Consider the following 21,187-nt stretch of genomic DNA (forward strand, 5'->3'; position numbering starts at 1 on the left):
CTCAGTTGTTGAACACTTCAATGTCCATGACGGCGCAAGCAGGAAAAGCCCCGGCAAGAACAGCACCGGAGCCGGGAATCATTCCTTTCATGAAACCCACGTGCACGCGCGTACGCATGACTACCCTCCAGAAAATGCTATATCACGCCCTTTTGCCTACTAATCGATGTATACCCTTAACTAGTCCGACTAATTAATTTTTTGCGGTGCAGCGCGGCGCTCCGTATTCGCGTCCCACCGTGCAGCGCAACACGATGATGGGACAGGTCCGGATCGCTGGCCGCAGGTCGTGCGTTGTCGAAATGATCTGCACAATATGCAGCTTTAATAGTATGACTATCGACTTGGCGCCCGGAAAGCAAGGGACGTGAAGAACAGTAAGCGCCCGCTGCGCTCTGCCCGGGGGTTCGACTCAGCCAACCCGTTCGCATCAGGGTTGTGTCTGAAACTGGCTACCGGTTTCCAGAACGCGCTCGGCGTCCGCGCGTGCATTGTCGAGCTGGACCAGACTTGCATGCCGCGCGCCCAACGGGTCACGACTCTGGATTGCAGTGAGAATCGCCTTGTGCCGCGGCAACGAAAGCGCGTGTGTGTCGGGATGACGGCTCGTCAGCTTGATCGATTCCGTCAGGGCAAGTGACAGCATGTTGCCGATATAGGCCAGCAGGTCGTTGTGAGTGGCCGCCATGATTGCGCGATGAAACTCGAGGTCAGGATCCAGTAGCGCGCTTGCGGTTTCCGCACGCTCCATCTGGTCGTAAGCCGATGCAATGCGCGCAAGATCGTCGCTTGTTGCAGCCGTGGCGGCAAGTGCCGCCGCCGCGGGTTCGATAACGCGGCGCACGGTCAGGAGCGAGCTGAAGAACTCGCCTTCCGGAACACTGTTGATCGTCCAGAACAGGACATCGGGGTCAAGCATGTGCCACTCCGCGCGAGGCTTCACAACACTGCCTACACGCGGTTTCGACACGACCAGCCCTTTCGCCACGAGCACACGGGTGGCCTCGCGCAGCACGGGGCGGCTAACGCCATAGCGCTCGCATAAGTCGGCCTCAGCAGGCAAGCGCTGGCCCGGCTGTACCCTGCCGCCGACGATATCCATGCCGAGCTCCTGCACAATGCGGCCGTGCAAGCTCTTGCGCTGCTGCAGATGACGATAGTCCATGGTCAACGATCGCAGTCGTGTCCGGCTCGGTTTTGCGCCGACCGGTGCGGCGTTCTGGATGGCACTTACCTCGTCGTCGACACGGATAGCGGTGGGTAGCGCGGAGATACTTGCCGGTCCAAGCATAGCACGCGACATTTGGCGCTAATACTGTTCGATTTGCCCTGCTGCAATGTCCTCGAGCGATCTTCCGCGTGTCGGCACCCCCATGAGTACCACGGCCATCGCACCGGTCAGCAGCACAAGCGTTGTCGCACCGAACACCCCGCCAAAACCAAGCTTCGGATAGACGTACCCGACAAGAATAGGCGCTGCAATCGCGCCCAGCCGGCCAATTGACGAAGCGAGCCCCGTGCCCGTTGCGCGCACGTCGGTGGGAAACACCTCCGGGGTATAGGCGTAAACGCCGGCATAGGTGCCGTTCATGAAGAACGACAGCAGGATGCCCGACACCATGATGCCGGCATCCGTACGCGTCAATGCAAGCCCAAGCGCCGATACGCCGCCCAATATCATGTATGACGCGATCGTCGCCTGCCGGCCGATCTTCTCGTTGAGCCACGCACCTGAAAAGTATCCCGGGATCTGTGCAATGTAAATCACGAGCGAATACGAAAAGCTTCGCGTGATCGTCATTCCGTTCTGAACCAGCAAGCCGGGAATCCACGTGAAAAAAGCGTAATAGCTGAACGTGATGGATAGCCACATCAACCACGTCATGGCTGTGATGCGCGCGAGTTTCGTCGCCCACAACGCCTTGACGTTCGCGACGATCGAGGCTCGTCCGGCTGCGAGCGGAACGGTTCCGTCACGCACCGGAGACAGCGGCTCCAACTGCACGCCCGCTTGGGTGACCTCCGCCTCCATCCTCGACACGATCGCATCGGCCTCCGCGTGCCGGTCGCGCGCCTCCAGCCAGCGCGGTGACTCGGGCAACGCGCGGCGCCACCACAGCAGCATCAGAATAGGCAGCGCGGTAATGACCATCACGGCGCGCCATGCATTGGGTGCGAGCGGGATCACCAGATAGCCGAGCAATGCAGCCGCTACGAAGCCGAAGGAGAAAAAACCCGCGAGGCTGCCCGTGAAACTCCCGCGATACCGCCGCGCCACGAACTCCGAGAGAAACGGCGCGACGATGGCGCTTTCCGCTCCCGTTCCTAACCCGGCGACAATCCGCGTCGCGAGAAAAAATCCCCAGTCGTTCGCCAATGCACTGGCAAGCGACGCGACACAGTAAATCACGAGCGCATACATCATGACCTTGCGTCGGCCGATGATATCGCCGAGCATGCCCGCCAGCATCGCGCCGAAGAAATAGCCCATGAACGTGCCGCTTCCCAGTACGCCCGTCTGTACGCTCGTCAGCCCCCATTGCGTGCGCAACACCGGCAGCAGGAAAGCGAGCACGGCGGCGTCCATCGCATCGAAGGTGTAGCCGAGGCCGCCCATCAATAGCAGACGGCGGTGAAAAGCTGAAAACGGCAGGCGCTCGATGCGGGCGGAAATCATCGTCATAGACAGGCTCCGACAGGGGCTGCGGGGCGCCGCGGACGCAGCGTCAAACGGTCAAACTCTTTCGAGTTCGTTGACGAAGAGCCGGCCATCCTTCATCACGAGCGGAATATGCTCACCCTGACCCAGCAGACAATCGACGGACTTCAGAGGATTGCCATCGACCACCAGCACATCGGCATGGGCATCCGGCATGATTCTGCCGAGCTTGTCCTGCATGCCCAGCACTTCCGCGCCAACGAGGGTCGCGCTTGCGATCACCTCGGCCGGTGACAGAACCTCGGCCAGGATCCGGAATTCATCGCTTTGCAGACGTTGGGCCTCGCCGAGCAAGTCGGTGCCAAAGCCCATCTTCACCCCGGCGCGCTTCATGATTTCAATCGAGTGCATGCCGGCGCCGTGCACGTCCGCGACCTTGGCAATACTTTCGGGCGGCAAACCATATTTCTCGCCTTCGCTTGCAAGGGCATCGTAAGTAACAAGGGTCGGCACGACATACGCGCCATGCTCCGCGACGAGGCGGGCGGTCTCATCGTCAATCAGATTGCCGTGCTCGATCGTGCGCACGCCACAGCGCACCGCGCGCGCGATCGCTGCAGCCGTATAGGCATGCGCGAGCACATAGGTGCCGCGCCCCTGAGCTTCCGCTACGATCGCGCGGATCTCATCTTCGGAGTAACCGAATGCGCCGACCGGATCGGTCGGTGAAGCAACGCCGCCCGAGGCCATGATCTTGATCTGGTCGGCGCCCATCTGCAGTTCCTCGCGCACGGCCCGGCGCACTTCATCGACGCCGTCCGCCACGCGGCCAAGCGCCCCCACGCGCACGCAGCATCCGCAGGGTGAATCGGGCGGCATGTAGTCGGAGCGGGCGCGAGGATCGGCGTGACCACCGGTCTGGCTTAACGCGCGGCCGGATACGAAGAGGCGCGGACCTTCGATCAGCCCTGACTCGACCGCCTGCTTGAATGGATACCCGGCACCCCCTGCGTCACGCACGGTGGTGAAGCCGCGGCGCAGCATTGCACGCATGATCGGCACGGCGCGCAGCGTCACCAGCACGTTGGGTAGCGTCGCAACGCGCGGCAGGTTGAACTCGATCGCAACGACGTGCACATGCAGATCGATCAACCCCGGCATGATCGTTTTGCCTTTCACATCAATTACGTGCGCGCTGCCGCTTTTTATCGGCTTGTCGGAAACCTCGCGGATGAAACCGTCCTCGATGAGGACTTCGAAGCCTTCTAGCAGATCAGGATGGGTAGGGTCGAGAAGTGCGCCGTTACGTAGGAGGAAGGTGGTCAACGGTTGTCTCCTTCAGGTTTCAATCGCAGCGCCCGGCATCCGGAACTCACCTCGAGTATGCAGACGGGCGTATGGAAGCGCTGCCAGAATAGTCACCGGGATCAGTGTGACACGCATCACGTCTGTGCGCTGACGAACACGTTGTGCGAAGCGGCACGCGATTGCCGGTCAACGGGTCGTGCTGCGCCGCGACGGATTCACGAAGGTGCCGTAAAAATGCTGAAAAAGTTTTTTCCCACATATTGATCTATTGGACAACTCAGCATTAAGATGAGTGCCATGGCGCGCGACATGCCACCTGAACGTGAGGTGACAGCCTGCAGCAGCCATCCCCGAATTGATCCTGCTCGCGTAGCGAGGCCAACGGATCACGTTCCCAGCAAAGCAGGTTTAGCCAGGAGACGGCGATGCTCAGTCCGCATGAATTCGCGACCCTCATGCTACTCAAGGATGCGCCGGATTGGCTGAATCTGGACGGTGCCGATCTGGAAGCGCTTCTAGACCGTCAGCTCGTCACGCTGGAGAACCTCCCTTCCGGGCAACAGCGCCCGCTCATTACCCACGACGGACAGATGTTCCTGAAGGCTGCCGCTCGTATCCTGAACGACGAATGACACGTATCGCTTGATCAGTTTCACAGTCAAGGAGTGTTCCGTGGCCGAATCGTGGACAGGAATCGTCGTGGGGCTGTGTGGGTTGAGCGCCGCCGTGCTGCTGGTCGCCGTTCACTATTGGCGCGAAATGACGCGGCGGCGGAAACTCAGCCGGATGGACCATCGCGATTGCTGGGAAGTGATGCGCCACAGGCGCTGATGGCAAGCGCACGTCGCTAACGAAAGATGTACGCACACCCGTTGCCCGGAATCCCAGAATATTAGAGGTCGAAGGTGCCTCGATACTTCTCGTCGGCATCCGAACGGGTATTGAATTCGACGAGGACGCCGCCCGGTACTTCACAGAAGAATCGCGAGCCGCGTTCATGCTTGAACACGCCGGTTTTCATCACGACGTCTGCTGCAACCATCTCGTCATAGAGCGTGCGCCGCGACGGCCACGTCCTCTTGCGGTGGCAAACCGTCACGCGCGAGGACTTCCAATAACACGCTGCGCACCGATCCGGTGCTGGCCAGCGCCACGCGCAGTTGCGGCCTGCTCTCCTCGACGTCGAGTAGCCGTGCAAGCGTAGGTCTCGCGAACTGCTGCCGCACTGAGACGCCGATCAGATGCCTGAGCGCGATCGGTCCAAGTGGCGTGCCGCGCTTCGGATGACTTCATCTGTCTGCATGCGTCGTCATGCACGCCATTCATGTCGTTCATTTTTGTCCTGAATTTGACCGCCTTTTGCCTCGGCCATATTGTGCGGACATGCCTGCCCCGTTCGCATCGTCGTACCTGCCGATCTGTGTTGTCGAGAGGCGGGATCTCCAACACTGTGATCTGCGAAATGCCATGAATCCTGACGCAACAGCTACGCTTGCTCCCCTATCCGACCTGCGTCCGACCAGCAAGGTTCGCCGCGCGGTGACGACTGCAGTGCTCGGCCAGATTCTCGAGTGGTACGACTTTTTTCTCTATGGAACCGCCGCCGCGCTGGTGTTCGGCCACCTGTTCTTCCCCATCGGCACCGATCCACTGACTGGGACGATTGCGGCGTTCGGCGGCTTTACGGTTGGCTTCATCGCCCGCCCGATTGGCGGCGTGCTCTGCGGCCATATCGGGGACCGGTACGGCCGCAAGACGGTCATGATGCTCACGCTGTTGATGATGGGCAGCGCGACCGTCTGCATGGGTCTCTTGCCGACTTATCAGCAAATCGGCATCGCGGCCCCCATTTTTCTGGTCCTGCTGCGCATCGTGCAGGGTCTGGCTGCGGGTGGGGAATGGAGCGGCAGTATTCTGCTCATCCATGAAAACGCGCCTGCATCGAAACGCGGTGCACTCGCTGCATGGAGTCCCTGCGGCGCAGCATTCGGCTTCGTTCTCTCCACCGTTGCGTTCCTGCTCGTCCAGACGCTGTCGTCTTCCGACTTTCTGAGTTGGGGCTGGCGCGTGCCGTTCCTGTGCAGCGCCGTGTTAGTCGCGCTCGGACTGTGGATGCGCCGCTCCGTGGACGAAAGTGCCGAGTTCGCCGAGGTCAAGGCCACGCACCGTGGCAGCCGCATGCCGATTATCGAAGTGCTTCGCCAATGTCCACGTCAGGTGCTGACCGTTTTCGGCCTGCGCTTTGGCGAAGGCGCTGCGTCGTACATCTTCTTCGCTTTTTCGATTGCCTACGGCCGGTTTGTCGGCCTGCCATCGAGCTGGATTCTGGGTGGATTGACGGTGTCGATGCTGTTGATGATCCCCGTTTCGCTCGTAATGGGTCACGTGACGGACAAAATCGGCCGCAAGCCGGTGTATCTCGCCGGAGCAATCGCTATGGTGCTGGTCGCCTACCCTTACTTCGTGTTGCTCGGCTCGGGCGTGCTGTGGAAAGTCATCCTGGCGCTCGTCCTCGCCAACAGCATGACACTGGGTATCCTCGAAGGCGCTCAGCCTGCTTTCATCAGCGAATTGTTGCCTGTTCATCTACGTTTCTCGGGTCTTGGCATTGGCCGCGAGATGTCGTCGGTACTCGGCGGCGGTCTGTCGCCGATGATCGCGACCGCGCTGCTCGCTCACTACCGTAGCGCCACGCCAGTCGTCATTTACCTCGTTGTTCTCGGACTGATCACCGTGCTCGCGACCTGTCTTGCGCCCGAGACTTTCCCGAAGGCTTTGAGACTTCAGGCGAAAGAAAGCGCCTAACATCGTCAAGCGGAGGCGCTGAGTCGCCGCCGCACCAGACGGATCGATTATTCAATTCCTACACCCTGCCATCATGCAAAGCCTTCAAAGTGCCAGCCTTCCGACGCACGCCTATGAACCTCGCGTCATCGATCAAGCCGACCTGTATCCGGAGTACGCGGGTCCTCTTACCCTCGATGTTCTGATCGAGGAAATAGAGCGTCGAAGAGACGAGTTCGATCAGTTGTCGCATGTTCCGCGCGACGTGATCGCGAAGATGAAACGCGCGGGCATCTTTCGCGCAAGCACGCCGCGCCGCTTCGGTGGAGACGCGCTGCCGCCGCCGCGATTTCTGCGCATACTCGAGCGCATCGCGATCGCCGACGGGTCGACCGCCTGGGTCGCCGCGTTTGGGTCGGCGAATACCTATCTCGCGTCGCTCCCAATCGAAACGCAACAGCACATTTATGCAAAAGGACCCGACCAGGTTTTTGCCGGCGGACTCTATCCATTGCAGCCAGCCGCCAAAGTGCCGGGTGGCTTCATGGTCAGCGGACAATGGCGATTTGCAAGCGGCTGCAAGGGCGCGGACTGGATCGGCGTAGGGATCGGCGGCACGCCCGCCAATTCGGGCGACACTGGCGCAGGAAAACCGTTCACCGCCGTATTCCCGGCGCACGAGGTCGAAATCGTCGAGAACTGGAACGTCGTCGGTATGCAGGGCACCGGCAGCCATGATCTGCGGCTTCGCGACAAATTCGTCGACGCACAATGGACATTCGTTCGCGGCGGCCAGGCGCTGATCGACGAGCCGCTCTATCGCTATCCTGCCGTTGCGTACCAGGCGCAAGTGCACGCGGCCGTCAACGTCGGCCTCGCGCGTGCAGCGCTCGATCTGCTGACCGACATGTCCGGATCGACTAAAACCACAACCGGCGCCCCGCGTCTTGCAGATCGCGGTTACTACCGCTCCGGTCTTGCGAAAGCGGAGGCCAACTGGCGCAGTGCTCGTGCGTTCTTCTACGAGTCCGCCGAGTCGGCATGGCAAACCATCATCGCCGGCGATCCTGCGACACAGCATCAAGCCAATCTGATGCGCCTCAGCGCGACTCACGCCGCACAAGTGTGCGCCGAGGTCGTGATGCAGGCGTATCAGTTGGCAGGCATCGCCGCGATCTACCGCGAGAATCGGCTGCAGCGATTGGTGCGCGACTCGATTGTCGTGACGCAGCACGCGTTCCTTGGAGAAGGCACCTACGACGCATCGGGCGCACTGTTTGCCGGCATCGCGCCGGTAACGCCGTATCCCTGATGAGGGCCATGCCACATGAAAGCGACAGGACAATCATGACGATCGACGACACCAAACGGCGTTTCCGCGATGCGATGGCGTGCCTGCCCGCGGCCGTCAACATCATCACCACGGATGGCCCGAGCGGACGTTGCGGGATTACCGCAAGCGCAGTCTGTTCCGTGACGGATGAGCCGCCGACAATGCTCGTTTGTATCAACCAGGCCAGTTACGTACACGATGTTCTGCATCACAACCGGAACGTGTGCATCAATGTGCTGGCTGCGGAATGTCAGGACGTCGCGCGTGATTTCGCGGGCATGACAGCCTGTTCGATGGACGAGCGGTTTGCACGTCATGCATGGACGATCGGGCATCAGTCGGCCCCGGTCCTCTCGCATGCGATTGCAAGTCTCGAAGGCGAGATAGTCGACCTCAAGAGTGTTGGATCGCATTCGGTCATGTTTGTAGAAATCGGGCATATCTCGACCAGATCGGAGGGCGACGGACTGATCTATTTTGGTCGGCAGTTCCACCGCCTTGTGCGGCCAGAAGCAACGGCGCAATCCGTCGTAGCAAGTGCTCCGAGGTGAACGTGGAAGTCTGTCTGTTTCTTATCGGCTACCGCAATGACATGCATCGGGAGCCGCGCGACATCGATATATCGCTCATTCAGGCGGTGTCCCAGAACGTAGAAGGACTGCGGCGCTTCGTAATCCATCGCTCTGTCGAGTCGGCGAATGGCGACCCTCATTCAAACGAACATGCTTTGAAGCCACGCTGGGTGCTGCAGTGGTATTTCGACGATCTCAATCCTGCCGAAGCGGCGCTTCAACGCGGCGGTGCCACACATACGATCGTGGAGCAAGCGATCGACGCCGTCCAGGACCGCCTTGCATTCGCGCAGCAACTCATGGCGGTGAGAAAATTTGCTACGCCGAATGCCCCCGACATTGACGATCCGTCTGAGAAATGCACGTATCTCGTCGGCTATGAAGGAGAAGCCCAGAATTTCAATGCGTGGTTGACGCACTATCTGAAGCATCATCCCCCGCTCATGGCACAGCTGCCCCACATTCGTGAGCTGGAAATCTATACGCGGGTCGACTATCGGACCGGTTTAGATATTCCGCAAGCAACCGCCATGCAGCGGAACAAAGTGGTCTTCGACGATTCCGCGGCGCTGGCCGCAGCGCTGGCCTCGCCGGTACGTGCGCAAATGAAGCAGGATTTCGACGCATTCCCGCCATACAGCGGACCGGCCTCGCATTTCCCTATGCACAGCATTTACGGTAACCTGCAGCGGAGGTAAGGCCGGACGCGGATGGCCCCAACCGATCGGCCGCTGTCACGTCCCGCTCTGCGAACCGGATACTGTCGCATCGAAAGTTGCGCGTCCGTTTTAACAGCCAGAGTCTGACGCAACGCGATCGTCAGACTCCTTCACTGCCGCGATCCGAACGTCATGACAAAGTCGCACTCTGGCATTACGGATTTGAATCTGCTACGCGTGTTTCTGGCCATTTCGGATCTACGCAGCCTGACCGCCGCGGGCGAACGCCTCGGGCTCACGCAACCTGCCGTTAGCCACGCGCTCCGTCGGCTGCGTGGGTTATTCGACGATCCGCTCTTCGTTCGCACACCCAGCGGCATGGTGCCCACGGATGCGGCACTGCGTTTGCACGCACCGCTCACGCAGGCGTTCGAAATCATCAACGGGGCAGTGCAGCAGCTCGCGAAATTCGACCCCGCTACGACGACGCGCGTATTCCGCGTGTCGATGTCGGATATGTCGGAGTACTTTTTCCTGCCGCCGCTGCTCTCGATGCTCGACCGTACTGCACGCGGCATCCGGATCGAGATCGCCAATGTCTCCGTCGACTCAGTGAGTGCCGCGATGCGCAGCGGTGAAATCGATCTCGCGCTCGGTTACGTTCCGGGTCTGGATTCAGGTTGCGTGAGCAGGACGCTATTCTTCGACGAACACGTTTGCGTTGTGCGAGCGGGGCACCCCTTGCGCAAACTGAAACCAACCAAGGAAGACCTCGCAGGCTTGCGCTACGTCTATGCGAGTACAAACGCAACCGGACACCGGATGGTCGAGCAATGGCTGGAGGAATTGAACCTGCGCCGGGATATCGTGCTGCGTCTGCCTCATTTTGTCGTTGCGCCCGAGATCGTTCAGAACACGGATCTCGCCGTCATTTTCCCCAGAAGCATCGCGCAGCGCTTTAACCGCAACAAGTCCTTCCGCATCCTCCCGTTGCCTTTCTCGTTGCCACCCATTGAAATTCAGGTCCATTGTCACGCCCAGTTCTCGGCGGACCCGGGAATCGCCTGGCTGGTCGACTCCATTTACGATATGTTTCATCAGGCCGGTTGACCGGATTTGCCCGGACGGCGCTAGTGTCCCGCGCGCAATCTTGCCGACGCCGATTCGAGATCACGCCAGGCCGGCTGCCCTGGCGCGTAGCGCGCGCGGATATACGACGCGAGTTCGGCCATCTGCTTGTCGTCGAATACATCTCCGAATCCGGGCATGTAGCCCAGCGATTCCGTTGCGGGCTGATCGATCCCGTGTTGCAACACATGCAGAAGATTGTCCGGTGAAGCCTGTGCAACGCTCGTGTTCAGCCCCATCAACGGACGCACGCCGAAATGGCCGACGCCGCCCGATTCCGCATGACACACCGCGCACGATGCTTCGAAAATGCGACGGCCGTTTTCGAAGCCAAGTGTCGTCGTCGAACCCGCGTCCGTAGCAATCGCATGCGCGGCCGCGGCACGGGCGGACACCTCCGCGTCAACGGGTGGCGACAACGACGCGACGTAGTGAGCCATTGCGCGCACGTCGGATTCCGGCAGCGTAGCGAGCCCGGCGACGACAGGTGCCATCGGTCCCGCCGCCACACCGTGTTCTGCAGAAAAGCCCGTGCGCAAATAGTCGAATAGCGCAGCCTCGGACCACGGCACCGGCGACGCACGCGAAGCCACCAGCGACGGCGCGTCCCAGCCTTCCGCACTCCCGCCCGACAGATACGCAAAACCGCCCTTCTCCGCGCCGATCGCATTGCGCGGTGTATGACACGCGCCGCAATGCCCCGCGCCGTCGACCAGATACTTGCCGCGATTCCATTGCGCCGAGCGCGTCTCGTCAGGGACGAACGCACGCGTGTCATGAAACAGCCAATTCCAGCCGGCCACCAGCCGTCTTTGATTGAGCGGGAATGGCAAGTTCGTTTTCGGTGGCGCGTTTTTGACCGGCGCTTGCGACATCAGATACGCGTAGAGCGCCATCATGTCGGACTCGCTCATCCTGGCGAACGCGATGTACGGAAACGCCGGGTAAAGATGCGAGCCGTCGCGCGAAACACCTTCGCGCATCGCCCGCGCGAACGCTTCGTACGACCAGGTTCCGATGCCAGTCTGCGCATCGGGCGTGAGATTGGTCGAGTAGACGGTGCCGAACGGCGTGTCGAGCGCGAAACCGCCGGCATTGGTCTTGCCGCCCGGCGCGGTGTGGCAGACCGCGCAATCTCCCGCGGCGGCGATCTGACGACCGCGTTCGAGCGTGGCCGGCGACCACAGCGAAGTGTCGACTGAGGCAATCGGCGCGATCGGCGCCGGCCCCGGCAGGACCGAGCACGCGAGGCCGATCAAACCGCCCATCACGCCGCCGACGCCGCCCCCGGCCAACCAGCGCCGCCAACGCGACGGACGACGCATTTGCGCAGGCGCCACGACCAACGTAGCGGAAGGTGCGTCAGCCAACGCGCGGCGAATGCGCTCCGCGTCGAACGGGGGTGCACGGAAACGCACGCCGGTTGCGTCGAACAAGGCGTTCGCAATCGCGGCCGCGGCGGGCGCGGCGGCACGCTCTATCGTGTCGGCCTCCGCGCTCGTCAAGGTACGCGCCGTCCCGGCAGTCGACTCGTTCAGCGCCCTCCCCGTTACGCTCAGTTCATGCGACACCGCAGCATCGCCGTTCGCAGAGCCGGTTTCATCGTGGGCCGACCGGGCAAGAAAGCGCACGCCGGTGGAGCGCTCGATCGCATCGGTCACCTGCCATGACGGCAAGCCCGAGACGCGCGCGGCACCCGGTTCGCCCGAACCACGGCCCGCAACCACGCGTCTGATCGCGACATCACCAGTTTCACGATTCACGTCGACATCCACGACCCACGCCGTCCAGCTATCGGCACTCGGATTCGGCGTTCCCGCCGTGACGCGCACAGGCAAACTGCTTTTCTCATCCGACGATAGCGGCGCGCTGTGTTCAAGCGCTTCGCCGTCGAACGCGAAGCCGCGTCCGCGCACCCAGGGCGACGCCGGCTCAACCTGAGCCGCAAGCGCCCCGCCCCACGCGGCACGCTCGGTCACCATGCGGATCGTTTCGCGCGCGCCGCCGTCACGCTGCGCGTCGAGGTGCTGCAGGCGCAACGCGACGGGATCGCGTTGCAACGCATGGGCGAGTTCGTCGATGAACGATTCGCGGGCAAACGCATGCGCCTGAACAGGAATTGTCCGGGCCGCAGAAGCTTCGACCGCCACAGACGTCTGAGCGTGCCGGTACACCAGCAAAGGCGCATCAGACTCGACGTCGTCATCGCACGCTGAAGCCTCTTTGTGTTCCAGCCGCGCACGGTATTGCCACGTTGTCATCGTGCCGTCGTGCTTGTGGCCGGTTTCGACCATCAGGTCCGCATAGGCCATTGCGGCTGCGTCGCCCGTTTGCGTTGGTACGGGCCATTGATACCGTTCCGACCGGTACAGCGCCGCGCCGGACTTTTCGTTCTCGACAGACTGCGCACGCACAGACTCAAGCCCACGTTCATCCTCACGCACCGCTACGATGTCGTCACCGTCCTGATTCATGCGCACCTTCATGCCGCAGATATTGCGCAGCGCGACGCACCGCGTTGACGATCTCGAAGTGCGTGCCGCATCGGCACAGATTGAAGCGCAGCGCGTCGCGGATCGCGTCGTCGTCAGGCTCCGGGTTACGGTCGAGCAACGCCTTCGCGCTCATGATCATGCCGTTCAGGCAGTAACCGCACTGCGCCGCCTGTTCGTCGATGAATGCGCGCTGCACCGGGTGCAGCGCGTCGACCGTCCCTAGTCCTTCCAGCGTCGTGACTTCGCGCCCGATCGCAATGCTCGCGGGCACGACGCACGAACGCGTCGGCTGATCGTCGACGATCACCGTGCACGCGCCACACTGCCCGAGGCCGCATCCGTACTTCGGCCCGTTCAGTTCGAAGTCGTTGCGCAGGATATACAGCAGCGGCGTATCCGGCGTGGCGCCTTGAACGGTGCGGCGAACGCCGTTGACGGTGAGCGTCAGCGGACCGGCGGGCGGACTCGAATGCGCCATATCTGAGCCTGTTCACAAATGAAAAGGGACGACGTTACAGCGGAAGCACGCGGCGTGCTATGGCGCCGGCGCCGCGTGCTTCCGGATTGCATGCTTGCCACTCACACTCAGGCCGAAGCAACCTCGGCGGCCGGCGACACGAGCGGTACGTTGAACACGTCGTAGCCAAAGACCCACGACGGGTCTTCATTCGTACGCAGCCACGTGTTGTTGTGGGAGACCAGTTGGACCTTGGAGGCGCGCGTCGCACGATTCGCTTCGTACAGCGCGAAGGCACCCGCGTAATCGGTTGCGCCCACTTCGTCGAGGCAGCGCGTCAACATGGCTGCGTCTTCGATCGCCATCGCCGCGCCCTGCGCCATGTGCGGCTTCATCGGATGACATGCGTCGCCGAGCAGCACCAGACGGCCACGGCTCCACAACGGCAGCGGATCGCGTTCGAGCAACGGCCATTTCGTAATGGACGGCGACACGTCGATCAGATTCTGCACGTCCGGATGAAAACCTGCGAACGCCTCGCGCATTTCTTCACGGCTGCTTTCCATCACCGACACCCCCGCGGGCCACTCGGCCTGCGGCACGCCCGTGACGTAGTAGTACTCGTCGCGCGCCTCGGTCACGTAGTAGACCATCATGTGACGGTCTTCCGACCACCACTTCACGCACATGTCATACGGCTTGTGGCCGAGCAGCGACGCGGGGAAGACCGCGCGATGCGCAACATAGCCCGTATAACGCGGCGGCTCCGAGCCCAGCAGATGATCGCGAATCTTCGAGTTGACGCCGTCCGCGCCGATCACGATGTCGGCCGTCTCGACCGAACCGTCCGCGAAGGTCATGCGCACGTCGCTACCGGTGTCCTCGACAGCCTTCAGGCATTTGCCGAAGACGATCGTGCCGGGCGCGACCGCCTCAGTCATCAGCGCATGAAAGTCGCCACGATGGACCGTCAGATAGCTCGCGCCGTAGGACTTGAGCGCGTGATCGCCGAGCGGAATCTGCGAAATCGCTTCGGCTGTTTTCCAGTCACGGCTGTACCAGAAGTCGGGATGCGAGCCCATCAGGTTCAGAGCGTCTTCGCAGCCGATGCGACGCATGATCTTCATCACATTCGGCCCCAGGTGAATACCCGCACCCAGACGTGAAAACGCCTGAGCCTGCTCGTAGAGCCTGACGTCATAACCGCTGCGTTGCAACAACGCGGCAGCCGCCGTGCCACCGAGGCCTGCGCCGATAACGGCGATACGGGTTTTTCTCATGATGTTCTCCTGTTCGTGCGCCCGCCCAGCGACATGCTTCGACGGTCCGGTTGAGTTCGATTAAATGTAGCGTACACATTAGAAATTCTTTCGACAACAAAAATTTTTCGTGCACTTGATCGCCGAATTTGTCGCCTATATACGTGCAGTCACGCTTTAATTTCTCCTGCCGCTCATCTGGGGCATTTTTATTCTGTTGAATTTTTATAACGTACACACTAGACTTTGCCTCAACGCACGACGCCCTTCGCCGTCGCAAGGCGCCGGGCATCACTCACATTGACCGGAGAGCATCACAATGACCAGGACATACCGGATCGGCCAGATCGTGCCGAGCTCGAACACCACGATGGAAACGGAGATTCCGGCCATGCTGCGACTGCGCGAGACGATCCGCCCGCAGCGCTTCACCTTCCATTCGAGCCGGATGCGCATGAAGAAGGTCGTCAAGGAAGAGCTGGCGGCAATGGACGCCGAGTCGGACCGCTGCGCCCTCGAGTTGTCCGACGCGCGCGTCGACGTGCTCGGCTATGCCTGCCTCGTCGCGATCATGGCCATGGGTCACGGTTATCACCGCGTATCGCAGGCGCGCCTGACGCAGCGCACGGCGGAAAACGGCGGGCAGGCGCCTGTCCTGACGAGCGCCGGTGCGCTCGTCGATGCACTGCGTGTGATCGGTGCCAAACGCGTCATCGTCGTGGCGCCGTACATGAAGCCCTTGACCGAGCTCGTGGTCGACTACATCCGCCACGAAGGTTATGAAGTCATCGACTATCGCGCGCTCGAAATCCCCGACAACCTGGACGTGGGCCGTCACGATCCCGCACGCTTGCCCGACATCGTCAAAAGCATGCCTTTCGAGCAGGCCGATGCAATCGTGCTGTCCGCCTGTGTACAGATGCCGTCGCTGCCGGCGGTCGCCAAGGTCGAGGCCATGACAGGCAAGCCGGTAATTACGGCCGCGATCGCCACCACCTACGCGATGCTGCGCGAGCTCGATCTCGAACCGATCGTACCGGGCGCAGGTGCCCTGCTGTCGGGCGCTTACTGACCGCCGCCGCAAGAGGACCGACCATGACTACCTTCCTGTACGGCGCGAACGTCGCGGCCAACGGCATCCGTCAGCACTATCTGCGCTACGGCGGCGCCGACGGTTCACGCGCGAAACGCCCCGCTATCGTGCTGATTCCAGGCATCACCAGTCCGGCGATCACGTGGGGCTTCGTCGGCGAAGTGCTGGGCCGCACGCACGACACCTACGTACTCGATGTGCGCGGCCGCGGCCTGTCGTCGGCATCGCCGACCCTCGACTACAGCCTCGACGCGCAAGCCGCCGACGTGGCCGCGTTCGTCGCGGTGCTCGGTCTGCGTGAATTCAGCCTGGTCGGCCATTCCATGGGCGCGCGCATCGCGGCGCGCGCGGCGCTGCATGCGCCGCGCGGACTCGCATCGGTGGCGCTGATCGATCCGCCGGTTTCCGGGCCCGGCCGCCGTGACTATCCGGGCAAGCTGCCCTGGTACGTCGATTCGATGGCCCTCGCACGAAGCGGCACCGACGCCGAAGGCATGCGCGCGTTCTGCCCGACCTGGACGGAAGCCGAACGCCAGCTGCGCGCCGAATGGCTGCATACCTGCGACGAGCGCGCGATCCTCGCCTCCTATGAAGGCTTCCACACCGACGATTTCCACGCGGACGCCGCCCGTCTTACCGTGCCCTCGCTGCTGATGACTGCGCAGAACGGCGACGTGGTGCGCGACGAGGACGTCGCCGAACTGCAGCGCGCCACACCGGCGATGCTGCACGTACGCGTGCCCAACGCTGGCCACATGATTCCGTGGGACAACGCTGCCGGCTTCTATGCCGCCTTCAGCGACTTCCTCGGCGCGCCGCTCGCCTACCGACCGTAAAAAGGAACCGTCGATGCCAGTCAGCGACTACCAATTGATCGAAGCGTGGAAGGAAGTCCTCACGCTGTCCCGCCTCGAACCCGGCCAGAGCGTCACGATTCTGACGAGCCCGGCCACGCATCCGCAGACCTTGTCGTGCGCGCTCATCGCGACGCAATCGATGGGCGCGATCGTCAATCGGCTCGATCTGCCGCCGGTGAACGGCGAGAAAGCGTTCAGCCGCGATTCGCTTGCCTATCTGGGCACCACGCCGCTCACCGGCAACGGCCCCGCGATCGCCGCGCTGAAAGCGAGTGATCTCGTGCTCGATCTGATGACCCTGCTGTTCTCCCCCGAGCAGCACGACATCCTGAAGTCCGGCACGAAAATCCTGCTGGCCGTCGAGCCCCCCGAGGTGCTCGCGCGCATGGTGCCGACCCAGGCCGACCGCACACGGGTGCTCGGCGCCGCGAAGCGCATTTCCGCCGCACGGGAAATGCGCGTGACGTCCCCGGCAGGCACGTCGCTCGTGTGCCCGCTTGGCGAGTTCGGACCCACCGCCGAATACGGCTTCGTCGACGAACCCGGCCGCTGGGATCACTGGCCGAGCGGCTTCGCTCTGACCTATCCCAACGATCGCACCGCGCGCGGCACGATCGTGATCGATCGCGGCGACATCCTGCTGCCGCAGAAGCGCTATGTGAGCGAGCCGATCGTGCTGACTGTTGAACGCGGCTATGCGACAAAGATCGAAGGGGGTGTCGATGCCGCGTTACTGCGCGACTACATGGAAACCTTCAATGATCCTGAAGGCTATGCGATCTCGCATATCGGCTGGGGGCTGCAGCCGCGTGCGCGCTGGTCGACGCTCGGTCTCTACGATCGTGAAGCGACCATCGGTATGGATGCGCGCGCGTTCGAGGGGAATTTCCTCTTCTCGCTCGGCCCGAACAACGAAGGCGGCGGCAGCCGCACGACAACCTGCCACATCGATATTCCGCTGCGCCACTGCACCGTGCTGCTCGACGACGATGTCGTCGTGCGCGACGGCCGCGTAATCGAACCGACACGCTGAGACCTGATGCGATGAATGCTCCCCAAACACACGCCGAAGCCCATGTGTATCAGCAGCAAGGGTTCGGCACACCGCTGCCCGTGCACGGCAACATCGGCCTGTTGATTGTCGACTTCGTGGTCGGCTTTGCTGATCCGTCTACATTCGGCGGCGGCAATATCGCGCCAGCGATTGCACGTACGGTGAAGGCGCTCGCACACGCACGCGCCGCGGGTTGGCCAGTCGCGCACAGCCGCGTCGTCTACGCGGAGGACGGCAGCGACGACAACGTGTTCTCGCTGAAGGTGCCGGGCATGGCGACGCTCACCGAAGACCATCCCAATAGCGCGATCGTGCCGGAACTGACACCCGCGCAAGGAGAGCTGGTGGTGCGCAAGACCGTGCCGTCCGCGTTCTTCGGCACGCAACTCGCGCCATGGCTCACGCAGCGCGCCGTGCAGACGCTGCTCGTGGCCGGCGCGGTAACGAGTGGTTGTGTGCGGGCCAGCGTTGTCGATGCGATGTCGTATGGGTTCCGGCCGCTGGTGCTGTCCGACTGTGTCGGCGATCGGGCAATCGGCCCGCACGACGCGAACCTGTTCGACATGCAGCAGAAGTATGCCGCGGTGATGCCGCTCGCGGACGCGCTGGTCGCGATCGAGCAGCGCGTGCGTTGACGCATGAGCGTGGTACACACCTTGGGACCCTGCCCGTGAACCGCTCCGAACTTCTGGCAAGTGTCGGCCGCCTTGCCGTGATCCGCCGGCCGGCTGCGCCCGTCAGGCCCGCCGCCGGACAGCCCGGCAGCCTCTCGACCTACGTGCCGGACGTACCCGAAGTCTTCGTCGCGATACTCGATGACGGACGGATCCTCGCGTTCAACGGTCACGTCGATCTCGGCACGGGCATACGCACATCGCTCGGCCAGATCGTCGCGGAAGAACTCGACGTGCCGGCGAAGCGCGTCACGGTGCTGCTCGGCGACACCGCCGCCACGCCGAATCAGGGTCCCACGATCGCCAGTGCGACAATCCAGATTTCGGCGGTACCGCTGCGTTGTGCGGCGGCGCAGGCGCGCGGCGCACTCTTCGAACTCGCCGCGCAGCACCTCGGCGTCGCCATCGAGCAGCTTGCCACCGATGACGCCCAGATTTTCTGCGCGGCCAACCCGGACGGCGCACGCGTGACGTTTGCCGAACTGATCGCTGGCCGCAGCATTACGCTTGAACTCGACATCGGCACGCCCGTCAAGGATCCATCGACGTACCGGCTCGTCGGGCGTTCATCGCCGCGCATCGATCTGCCGGCGAAGGCGACCGGCGCGTTGACCTTTGTGCATGACATGCGCGTGCCCGGCATGCTGCATGGACGGGTGGTACGTCCGCCTTATAGCGGCATCGATAGCGGCGCTTTTGTCGGCACATCTCTCGAGCGGGTTGAACGCGAATCCGTCGCTCATATTGCGGGTGTACGAGACGTGGTCGTGATCGGCGATTTCGTGGGCGTCGTGGCCGAGCGCGAAGAACAGGCGATTCGTGCCGCACGCGAGTTGCGCGTCAAATGGAAGCCACTGCCGCCGCTCGATTCCCTGGATGATCCAGGCGCTGCGATCTCCGCTGCGCCGGCAAAACGACGGCCTCTGCTGGAAGAAGGCGACGTCGAATCCGTGCGCGGTCTGCCCGGCGCGACCACGCTGTCACGCACCTACGTATGGCCTTATCAGATGCATGGCTCGATCGGTCCATCGTGTTCGGTGGCCGACTACCGGGAGCCCGGCAAGGGACGCATCACCGTCTGGTCGGGCACGCAGAACCCGGTCTCGCTACGCTGCGACCTCGCGACCCTCTTGCAACGCGACGAAGCCGACGTCGACGTCGTCCGCATGGAAGCGGCGGGCTGCTACGGACGCAATTGTGCGGACGACGTCTGTGGTGACGCGCTGCTGCTCTCGCGCGCGGTCGGTGCGCCGGTGCGCGTGCAGCTCTCGCGTGCCGACGAACACACGTGGGAGCCGAAAGGCTGTGGCCAGGTGGTGGACGTCACCGGCACGGTGAGCGACGACGGCCGTCTGCTCGGCTACGACTTCGCGACGCGCTATCCGTCGAACGATGCGCCGCTGCTCGCGTCGCTGCTGACAGGCGCCGTCGCCCCACAAGCGCGCGTCTTCGAAATGGGCGACCGCACCGCCGTCTCGCCGTACGAAAGCCCGCACCGTCGTTTCGCATGCGACGATCTCGCCCCTCTCGTGCGTTCGTCATGGTTTCGCGGTGTGTCGGCGCTGCCCAACTCGTTCGCGCACGATTCGTTCGCCGATGAAATGGCCGCGCTAACCGGCAGCGACCCACTGGAATTTCGTTTGCGCCATCTGAAGGACACACGCGCTGCCGAACTGCTCGAAGCGGTTGCCGCACGTGCCGGGTGGAAGCATCGCAAGCGCGGCATTGAAGCGGCTGACGAGCGCTATGCGCGCGGACATGGCATCGCTTACGCGCGCTACGTGCACAGCCGCTTTCCAGGCTTTGGCGCGGCATGGTCGGCGTGGGCGGTGGAACTCGTGGTGGATCGCGTGACCGGGCAGGTGCGGGTCGAGCGCATCACGGTCGGCCAGGACACCGGCACGATGATCAACCCCGACGGCGTGCGTCATCAGATTCACGGCAACGTAATCCAGGTCCTGAGCCGCTCGCTCAAGGAGCGCGTGCGATTCGTCGACGGCAAGGTGGCGAGCCGCGAATGGGGCAGCTACCCGATCCTGACTTTTCCGGAGTTGCCGGCCGTCGATATCGTGCTGATGCCGCGCCAAGGCGAACCGCCGCTGGGCGCCGGCGAATCGGCCTCCGTGCCTGGACCCGCCGCGCTCGCGAATGCGATCTACGACGCGACTGGCGTGCGCCTGCTCGCGCCGCCGTTCACGCAAGAGACCGTGCGCGAGGGTTTGCGCGCCGCCGGCAAGCTGCTGGCGGCTGAACCGGCGCATGCGGCGAATACTTAGGAGCCACGCAAGACGATCGCGGCGGGACTCGCCTACTCGGCGTCCGCGTCCGACTCCATCATTTTGCGCAGCAGAAACAGCATGGCGACGCGCTCGCCCGCATTCAGCGCGCCGTAAGTGCGCTCCGTGACCTCCTGGGCGAACGGCACAGTGCGCTCGATCAATGCGAGGCCCGCCGCGGTGGGACGCACAACGAGCTTGCGTCCGTCGTTCGGGTCGGCGCCCACCTCGATCAGCGCGCGCGCCTTCAGGCGCTCGACGACGCCGCGGATCGTTGCCTGATCGATCGCAGTCGCTTTGACGATGTCGTTCAGCGAGCACGGTTGCTGTTCTTTGACCGCACACAGTGCGACGAACTGCGCGGCGGTCAGATCGGAATCGGGAATCGCTTCCTGGAAAATCGCGACATGCCGTTGATACGCACGACGCAACAAGTGGCCGATCTGATCGTGAAAGTCGTAGGAATCCTTGCGCGGCGCCATAGGGGTACAAGGCCGGGCGGCCTGAAGACGAAAGAGAAAGAGTGTACACCCTCTAACCGGACCCTCAATACGACCTTGATCAAGCTGCCGCGTCGTG

20 protein-coding genes are annotated in these 21,187 nt (G+C 62.7%); 12 read left to right on the top strand and 8 right to left on the bottom strand.

What is annotated here, in order from left to right; translation table 11 throughout:
- Positions 1–430: 430 nt before the first annotated feature.
- From FSO04_RS00500 to FSO04_RS00510, 3 genes are all read right to left on the bottom strand, one after another.
- Positions 431–1,165, bottom strand: a complete 735-nt coding sequence (locus tag FSO04_RS00500; protein ID WP_154557871.1) for a FadR/GntR family transcriptional regulator — start codon at positions 1,163–1,165, stop codon at positions 431–433.
- 144 nt (positions 1,166–1,309) lie between these two features.
- Positions 1,310–2,683 (bottom strand): MFS transporter, encoded by a 1,374-nt coding sequence (locus FSO04_RS00505; RefSeq protein ID WP_154557872.1) that lies wholly within the window; start codon positions 2,681–2,683, stop codon positions 1,310–1,312.
- 51 nt (positions 2,684–2,734) lie between these two features.
- A complete protein-coding gene (locus FSO04_RS00510) occupies positions 2,735–3,985 on the bottom strand; it encodes a metal-dependent hydrolase family protein (RefSeq protein ID WP_154557873.1) in 1,251 nt (416 codons plus the stop codon).
- Positions 3,986–4,392: 407 nt separating this feature from the next.
- On the opposite strand from FSO04_RS00510, the gene FSO04_RS00515 reads away from it, so the two are divergent.
- Both FSO04_RS00515 and FSO04_RS00520 read left to right on the top strand, forming a co-directional pair.
- Positions 4,393–4,599: a hypothetical protein gene (locus tag FSO04_RS00515; RefSeq protein ID WP_154557874.1), complete on the top strand. Its 207-nt coding sequence runs from the start codon at positions 4,393–4,395 to the stop codon at positions 4,597–4,599.
- A 40-nt stretch (positions 4,600–4,639) separates the two neighbouring features.
- Positions 4,640–4,798 (top strand): hypothetical protein, encoded by a 159-nt coding sequence (locus tag FSO04_RS00520; protein ID WP_154557875.1) that lies wholly within the window; start codon positions 4,640–4,642, stop codon positions 4,796–4,798.
- 61 nt (positions 4,799–4,859) lie between these two features.
- Here FSO04_RS00520 and FSO04_RS00525 read toward each other — a convergent pair whose 3' ends face one another.
- Positions 4,860–5,066, bottom strand: a complete 207-nt coding sequence (locus tag FSO04_RS00525; RefSeq protein WP_408382048.1) for a hypothetical protein — start codon at positions 5,064–5,066, stop codon at positions 4,860–4,862.
- Positions 5,067–5,434: 368 nt separating this feature from the next.
- Here FSO04_RS00525 and FSO04_RS00530 point away from each other — a divergent pair, with 368 nt between their 5' ends.
- The 5 genes from FSO04_RS00530 to FSO04_RS00550 all read left to right on the top strand — a co-directional run bounded on the left by FSO04_RS00530 (position 5,435) and on the right by FSO04_RS00550 (position 10,425).
- On the top strand, positions 5,435–6,772 hold the full coding sequence (locus FSO04_RS00530) for an MFS transporter (RefSeq protein WP_154557876.1): 1,338 nt from the start codon (positions 5,435–5,437) through the stop codon (positions 6,770–6,772).
- 73 nt (positions 6,773–6,845) lie between these two features.
- On the top strand, positions 6,846–8,063 hold the full coding sequence (locus FSO04_RS00535) for an acyl-CoA dehydrogenase family protein (RefSeq protein WP_154557877.1): 1,218 nt from the start codon (positions 6,846–6,848) through the stop codon (positions 8,061–8,063).
- A gap of 35 nt (positions 8,064–8,098) precedes the next feature.
- Entirely contained in the window at positions 8,099–8,635 is a 537-nt protein-coding gene (gene hpaC / locus FSO04_RS00540) for a 4-hydroxyphenylacetate 3-monooxygenase, reductase component (protein ID WP_154557878.1), read from the top strand.
- 2 nt (positions 8,636–8,637) lie between these two features.
- The gene (locus FSO04_RS00545; RefSeq protein ID WP_168435529.1) at positions 8,638–9,354 is read left to right on the top strand and encodes an ethyl tert-butyl ether degradation protein EthD; all 717 of its coding nucleotides are present in this window, start codon (positions 8,638–8,640) and stop codon (positions 9,352–9,354) included.
- Positions 9,355–9,507: 153 nt separating this feature from the next.
- Positions 9,508–10,425, top strand: a complete 918-nt coding sequence (locus FSO04_RS00550) for a LysR family transcriptional regulator (protein ID WP_154557879.1) — start codon at positions 9,508–9,510, stop codon at positions 10,423–10,425.
- A 20-nt stretch (positions 10,426–10,445) separates the two neighbouring features.
- Here the strand turns inward: FSO04_RS00550 and FSO04_RS00555 are convergent, their stop codons facing one another.
- The 3 genes from FSO04_RS00555 to FSO04_RS00565 all read right to left on the bottom strand — a co-directional run bounded on the left by FSO04_RS00555 (position 10,446) and on the right by FSO04_RS00565 (position 14,675).
- The gene (locus FSO04_RS00555; RefSeq protein WP_154557880.1) at positions 10,446–12,917 is read right to left on the bottom strand and encodes a c-type cytochrome; all 2,472 of its coding nucleotides are present in this window, start codon (positions 12,915–12,917) and stop codon (positions 10,446–10,448) included.
- Positions 12,901–13,416, bottom strand: coding sequence for a (2Fe-2S)-binding protein (locus tag FSO04_RS00560; RefSeq protein WP_154557881.1), 516 nt, complete (start codon positions 13,414–13,416; stop codon positions 12,901–12,903). Before FSO04_RS00560 ends, FSO04_RS00555 begins: the two co-directional genes overlap by 17 nt.
- Before the next feature lie 107 nt (positions 13,417–13,523).
- Positions 13,524–14,675 carry an FAD-dependent monooxygenase gene (locus tag FSO04_RS00565; protein ID WP_154557882.1) on the bottom strand — a complete coding sequence of 384 codons (1,152 nt, stop codon included), beginning with the start codon at positions 14,673–14,675 and terminating at the stop codon, positions 13,524–13,526.
- Between the two features lie 298 nt (positions 14,676–14,973).
- On the opposite strand from FSO04_RS00565, the gene FSO04_RS00570 reads away from it, so the two are divergent.
- Genes FSO04_RS00570 through FSO04_RS00590 form a run of 5 tightly spaced genes read left to right on the top strand, consistent with a single transcriptional unit; the run spans position 14,974 to position 20,608 of the window.
- Positions 14,974–15,726 (top strand): maleate cis-trans isomerase family protein, encoded by a 753-nt coding sequence (locus FSO04_RS00570; protein WP_028194760.1) that lies wholly within the window; start codon positions 14,974–14,976, stop codon positions 15,724–15,726.
- A gap of 23 nt (positions 15,727–15,749) precedes the next feature.
- Positions 15,750–16,583, top strand: a complete 834-nt coding sequence (locus tag FSO04_RS00575) for an alpha/beta fold hydrolase (RefSeq protein WP_154557883.1) — start codon at positions 15,750–15,752, stop codon at positions 16,581–16,583.
- A gap of 13 nt (positions 16,584–16,596) precedes the next feature.
- Positions 16,597–17,637 (top strand): 2,5-dihydroxypyridine 5,6-dioxygenase NicX family protein, encoded by a 1,041-nt coding sequence (locus tag FSO04_RS00580; RefSeq protein ID WP_154557884.1) that lies wholly within the window; start codon positions 16,597–16,599, stop codon positions 17,635–17,637.
- An 11-nt stretch (positions 17,638–17,648) separates the two neighbouring features.
- The gene (locus FSO04_RS00585) at positions 17,649–18,293 is read left to right on the top strand and encodes an isochorismatase family protein (RefSeq protein ID WP_154557885.1); all 645 of its coding nucleotides are present in this window, start codon (positions 17,649–17,651) and stop codon (positions 18,291–18,293) included.
- Positions 18,294–18,328: 35 nt separating this feature from the next.
- Positions 18,329–20,608, top strand: a complete 2,280-nt coding sequence (locus FSO04_RS00590) for a xanthine dehydrogenase family protein molybdopterin-binding subunit (protein WP_168435512.1) — start codon at positions 18,329–18,331, stop codon at positions 20,606–20,608.
- Positions 20,609–20,640: 32 nt separating this feature from the next.
- On the opposite strand, the gene FSO04_RS00595 is transcribed toward FSO04_RS00590, so the two are convergent.
- Positions 20,641–21,090, bottom strand: coding sequence for a MarR family winged helix-turn-helix transcriptional regulator (locus FSO04_RS00595; RefSeq protein ID WP_154557886.1), 450 nt, complete (start codon positions 21,088–21,090; stop codon positions 20,641–20,643).
- Positions 21,091–21,187: the final 97 nt, after the last annotated feature.

Source organism: Paraburkholderia madseniana (assembly GCF_009690905.1).
In the GTDB taxonomy this organism is placed as follows: domain Bacteria; phylum Pseudomonadota; class Gammaproteobacteria; order Burkholderiales; family Burkholderiaceae; genus Paraburkholderia; species Paraburkholderia madseniana.

Coding starts and splice junctions, on each gene's coding strand:
- FSO04_RS00550 (WP_154557879.1), top strand. CDS start 9,508: ATGACAAAGTCGCACTCTGGCATTACGGATTTGAATCTGCTACGCGTG.
- FSO04_RS00555 (WP_154557880.1), bottom strand. CDS start 12,917: ATGAATCAGGACGGTGACGACATCGTAGCGGTGCGTGAGGATGAACGT.
- FSO04_RS00505 (WP_154557872.1), bottom strand. CDS start 2,683: ATGACGATGATTTCCGCCCGCATCGAGCGCCTGCCGTTTTCAGCTTTT.
- FSO04_RS00580 (WP_154557884.1), top strand. CDS start 16,597: ATGCCAGTCAGCGACTACCAATTGATCGAAGCGTGGAAGGAAGTCCTC.
- FSO04_RS00530 (WP_154557876.1), top strand. CDS start 5,435: ATGAATCCTGACGCAACAGCTACGCTTGCTCCCCTATCCGACCTGCGT.
- FSO04_RS00595 (WP_154557886.1), bottom strand. CDS start 21,090: ATGGCGCCGCGCAAGGATTCCTACGACTTTCACGATCAGATCGGCCAC.
- FSO04_RS00575 (WP_154557883.1), top strand. CDS start 15,750: ATGACTACCTTCCTGTACGGCGCGAACGTCGCGGCCAACGGCATCCGT.
- hpaC (WP_154557878.1), top strand. CDS start 8,099: ATGACGATCGACGACACCAAACGGCGTTTCCGCGATGCGATGGCGTGC.
- FSO04_RS00515 (WP_154557874.1), top strand. CDS start 4,393: ATGCTCAGTCCGCATGAATTCGCGACCCTCATGCTACTCAAGGATGCG.
- FSO04_RS00585 (WP_154557885.1), top strand. CDS start 17,649: ATGAATGCTCCCCAAACACACGCCGAAGCCCATGTGTATCAGCAGCAA.
- FSO04_RS00570 (WP_028194760.1), top strand. CDS start 14,974: ATGACCAGGACATACCGGATCGGCCAGATCGTGCCGAGCTCGAACACC.
- FSO04_RS00500 (WP_154557871.1), bottom strand. CDS start 1,165: ATGGACTATCGTCATCTGCAGCAGCGCAAGAGCTTGCACGGCCGCATT.
- FSO04_RS00535 (WP_154557877.1), top strand. CDS start 6,846: ATGCAAAGCCTTCAAAGTGCCAGCCTTCCGACGCACGCCTATGAACCT.
- FSO04_RS00565 (WP_154557882.1), bottom strand. CDS start 14,675: ATGAGAAAAACCCGTATCGCCGTTATCGGCGCAGGCCTCGGTGGCACG.
- FSO04_RS00560 (WP_154557881.1), bottom strand. CDS start 13,416: ATGGCGCATTCGAGTCCGCCCGCCGGTCCGCTGACGCTCACCGTCAAC.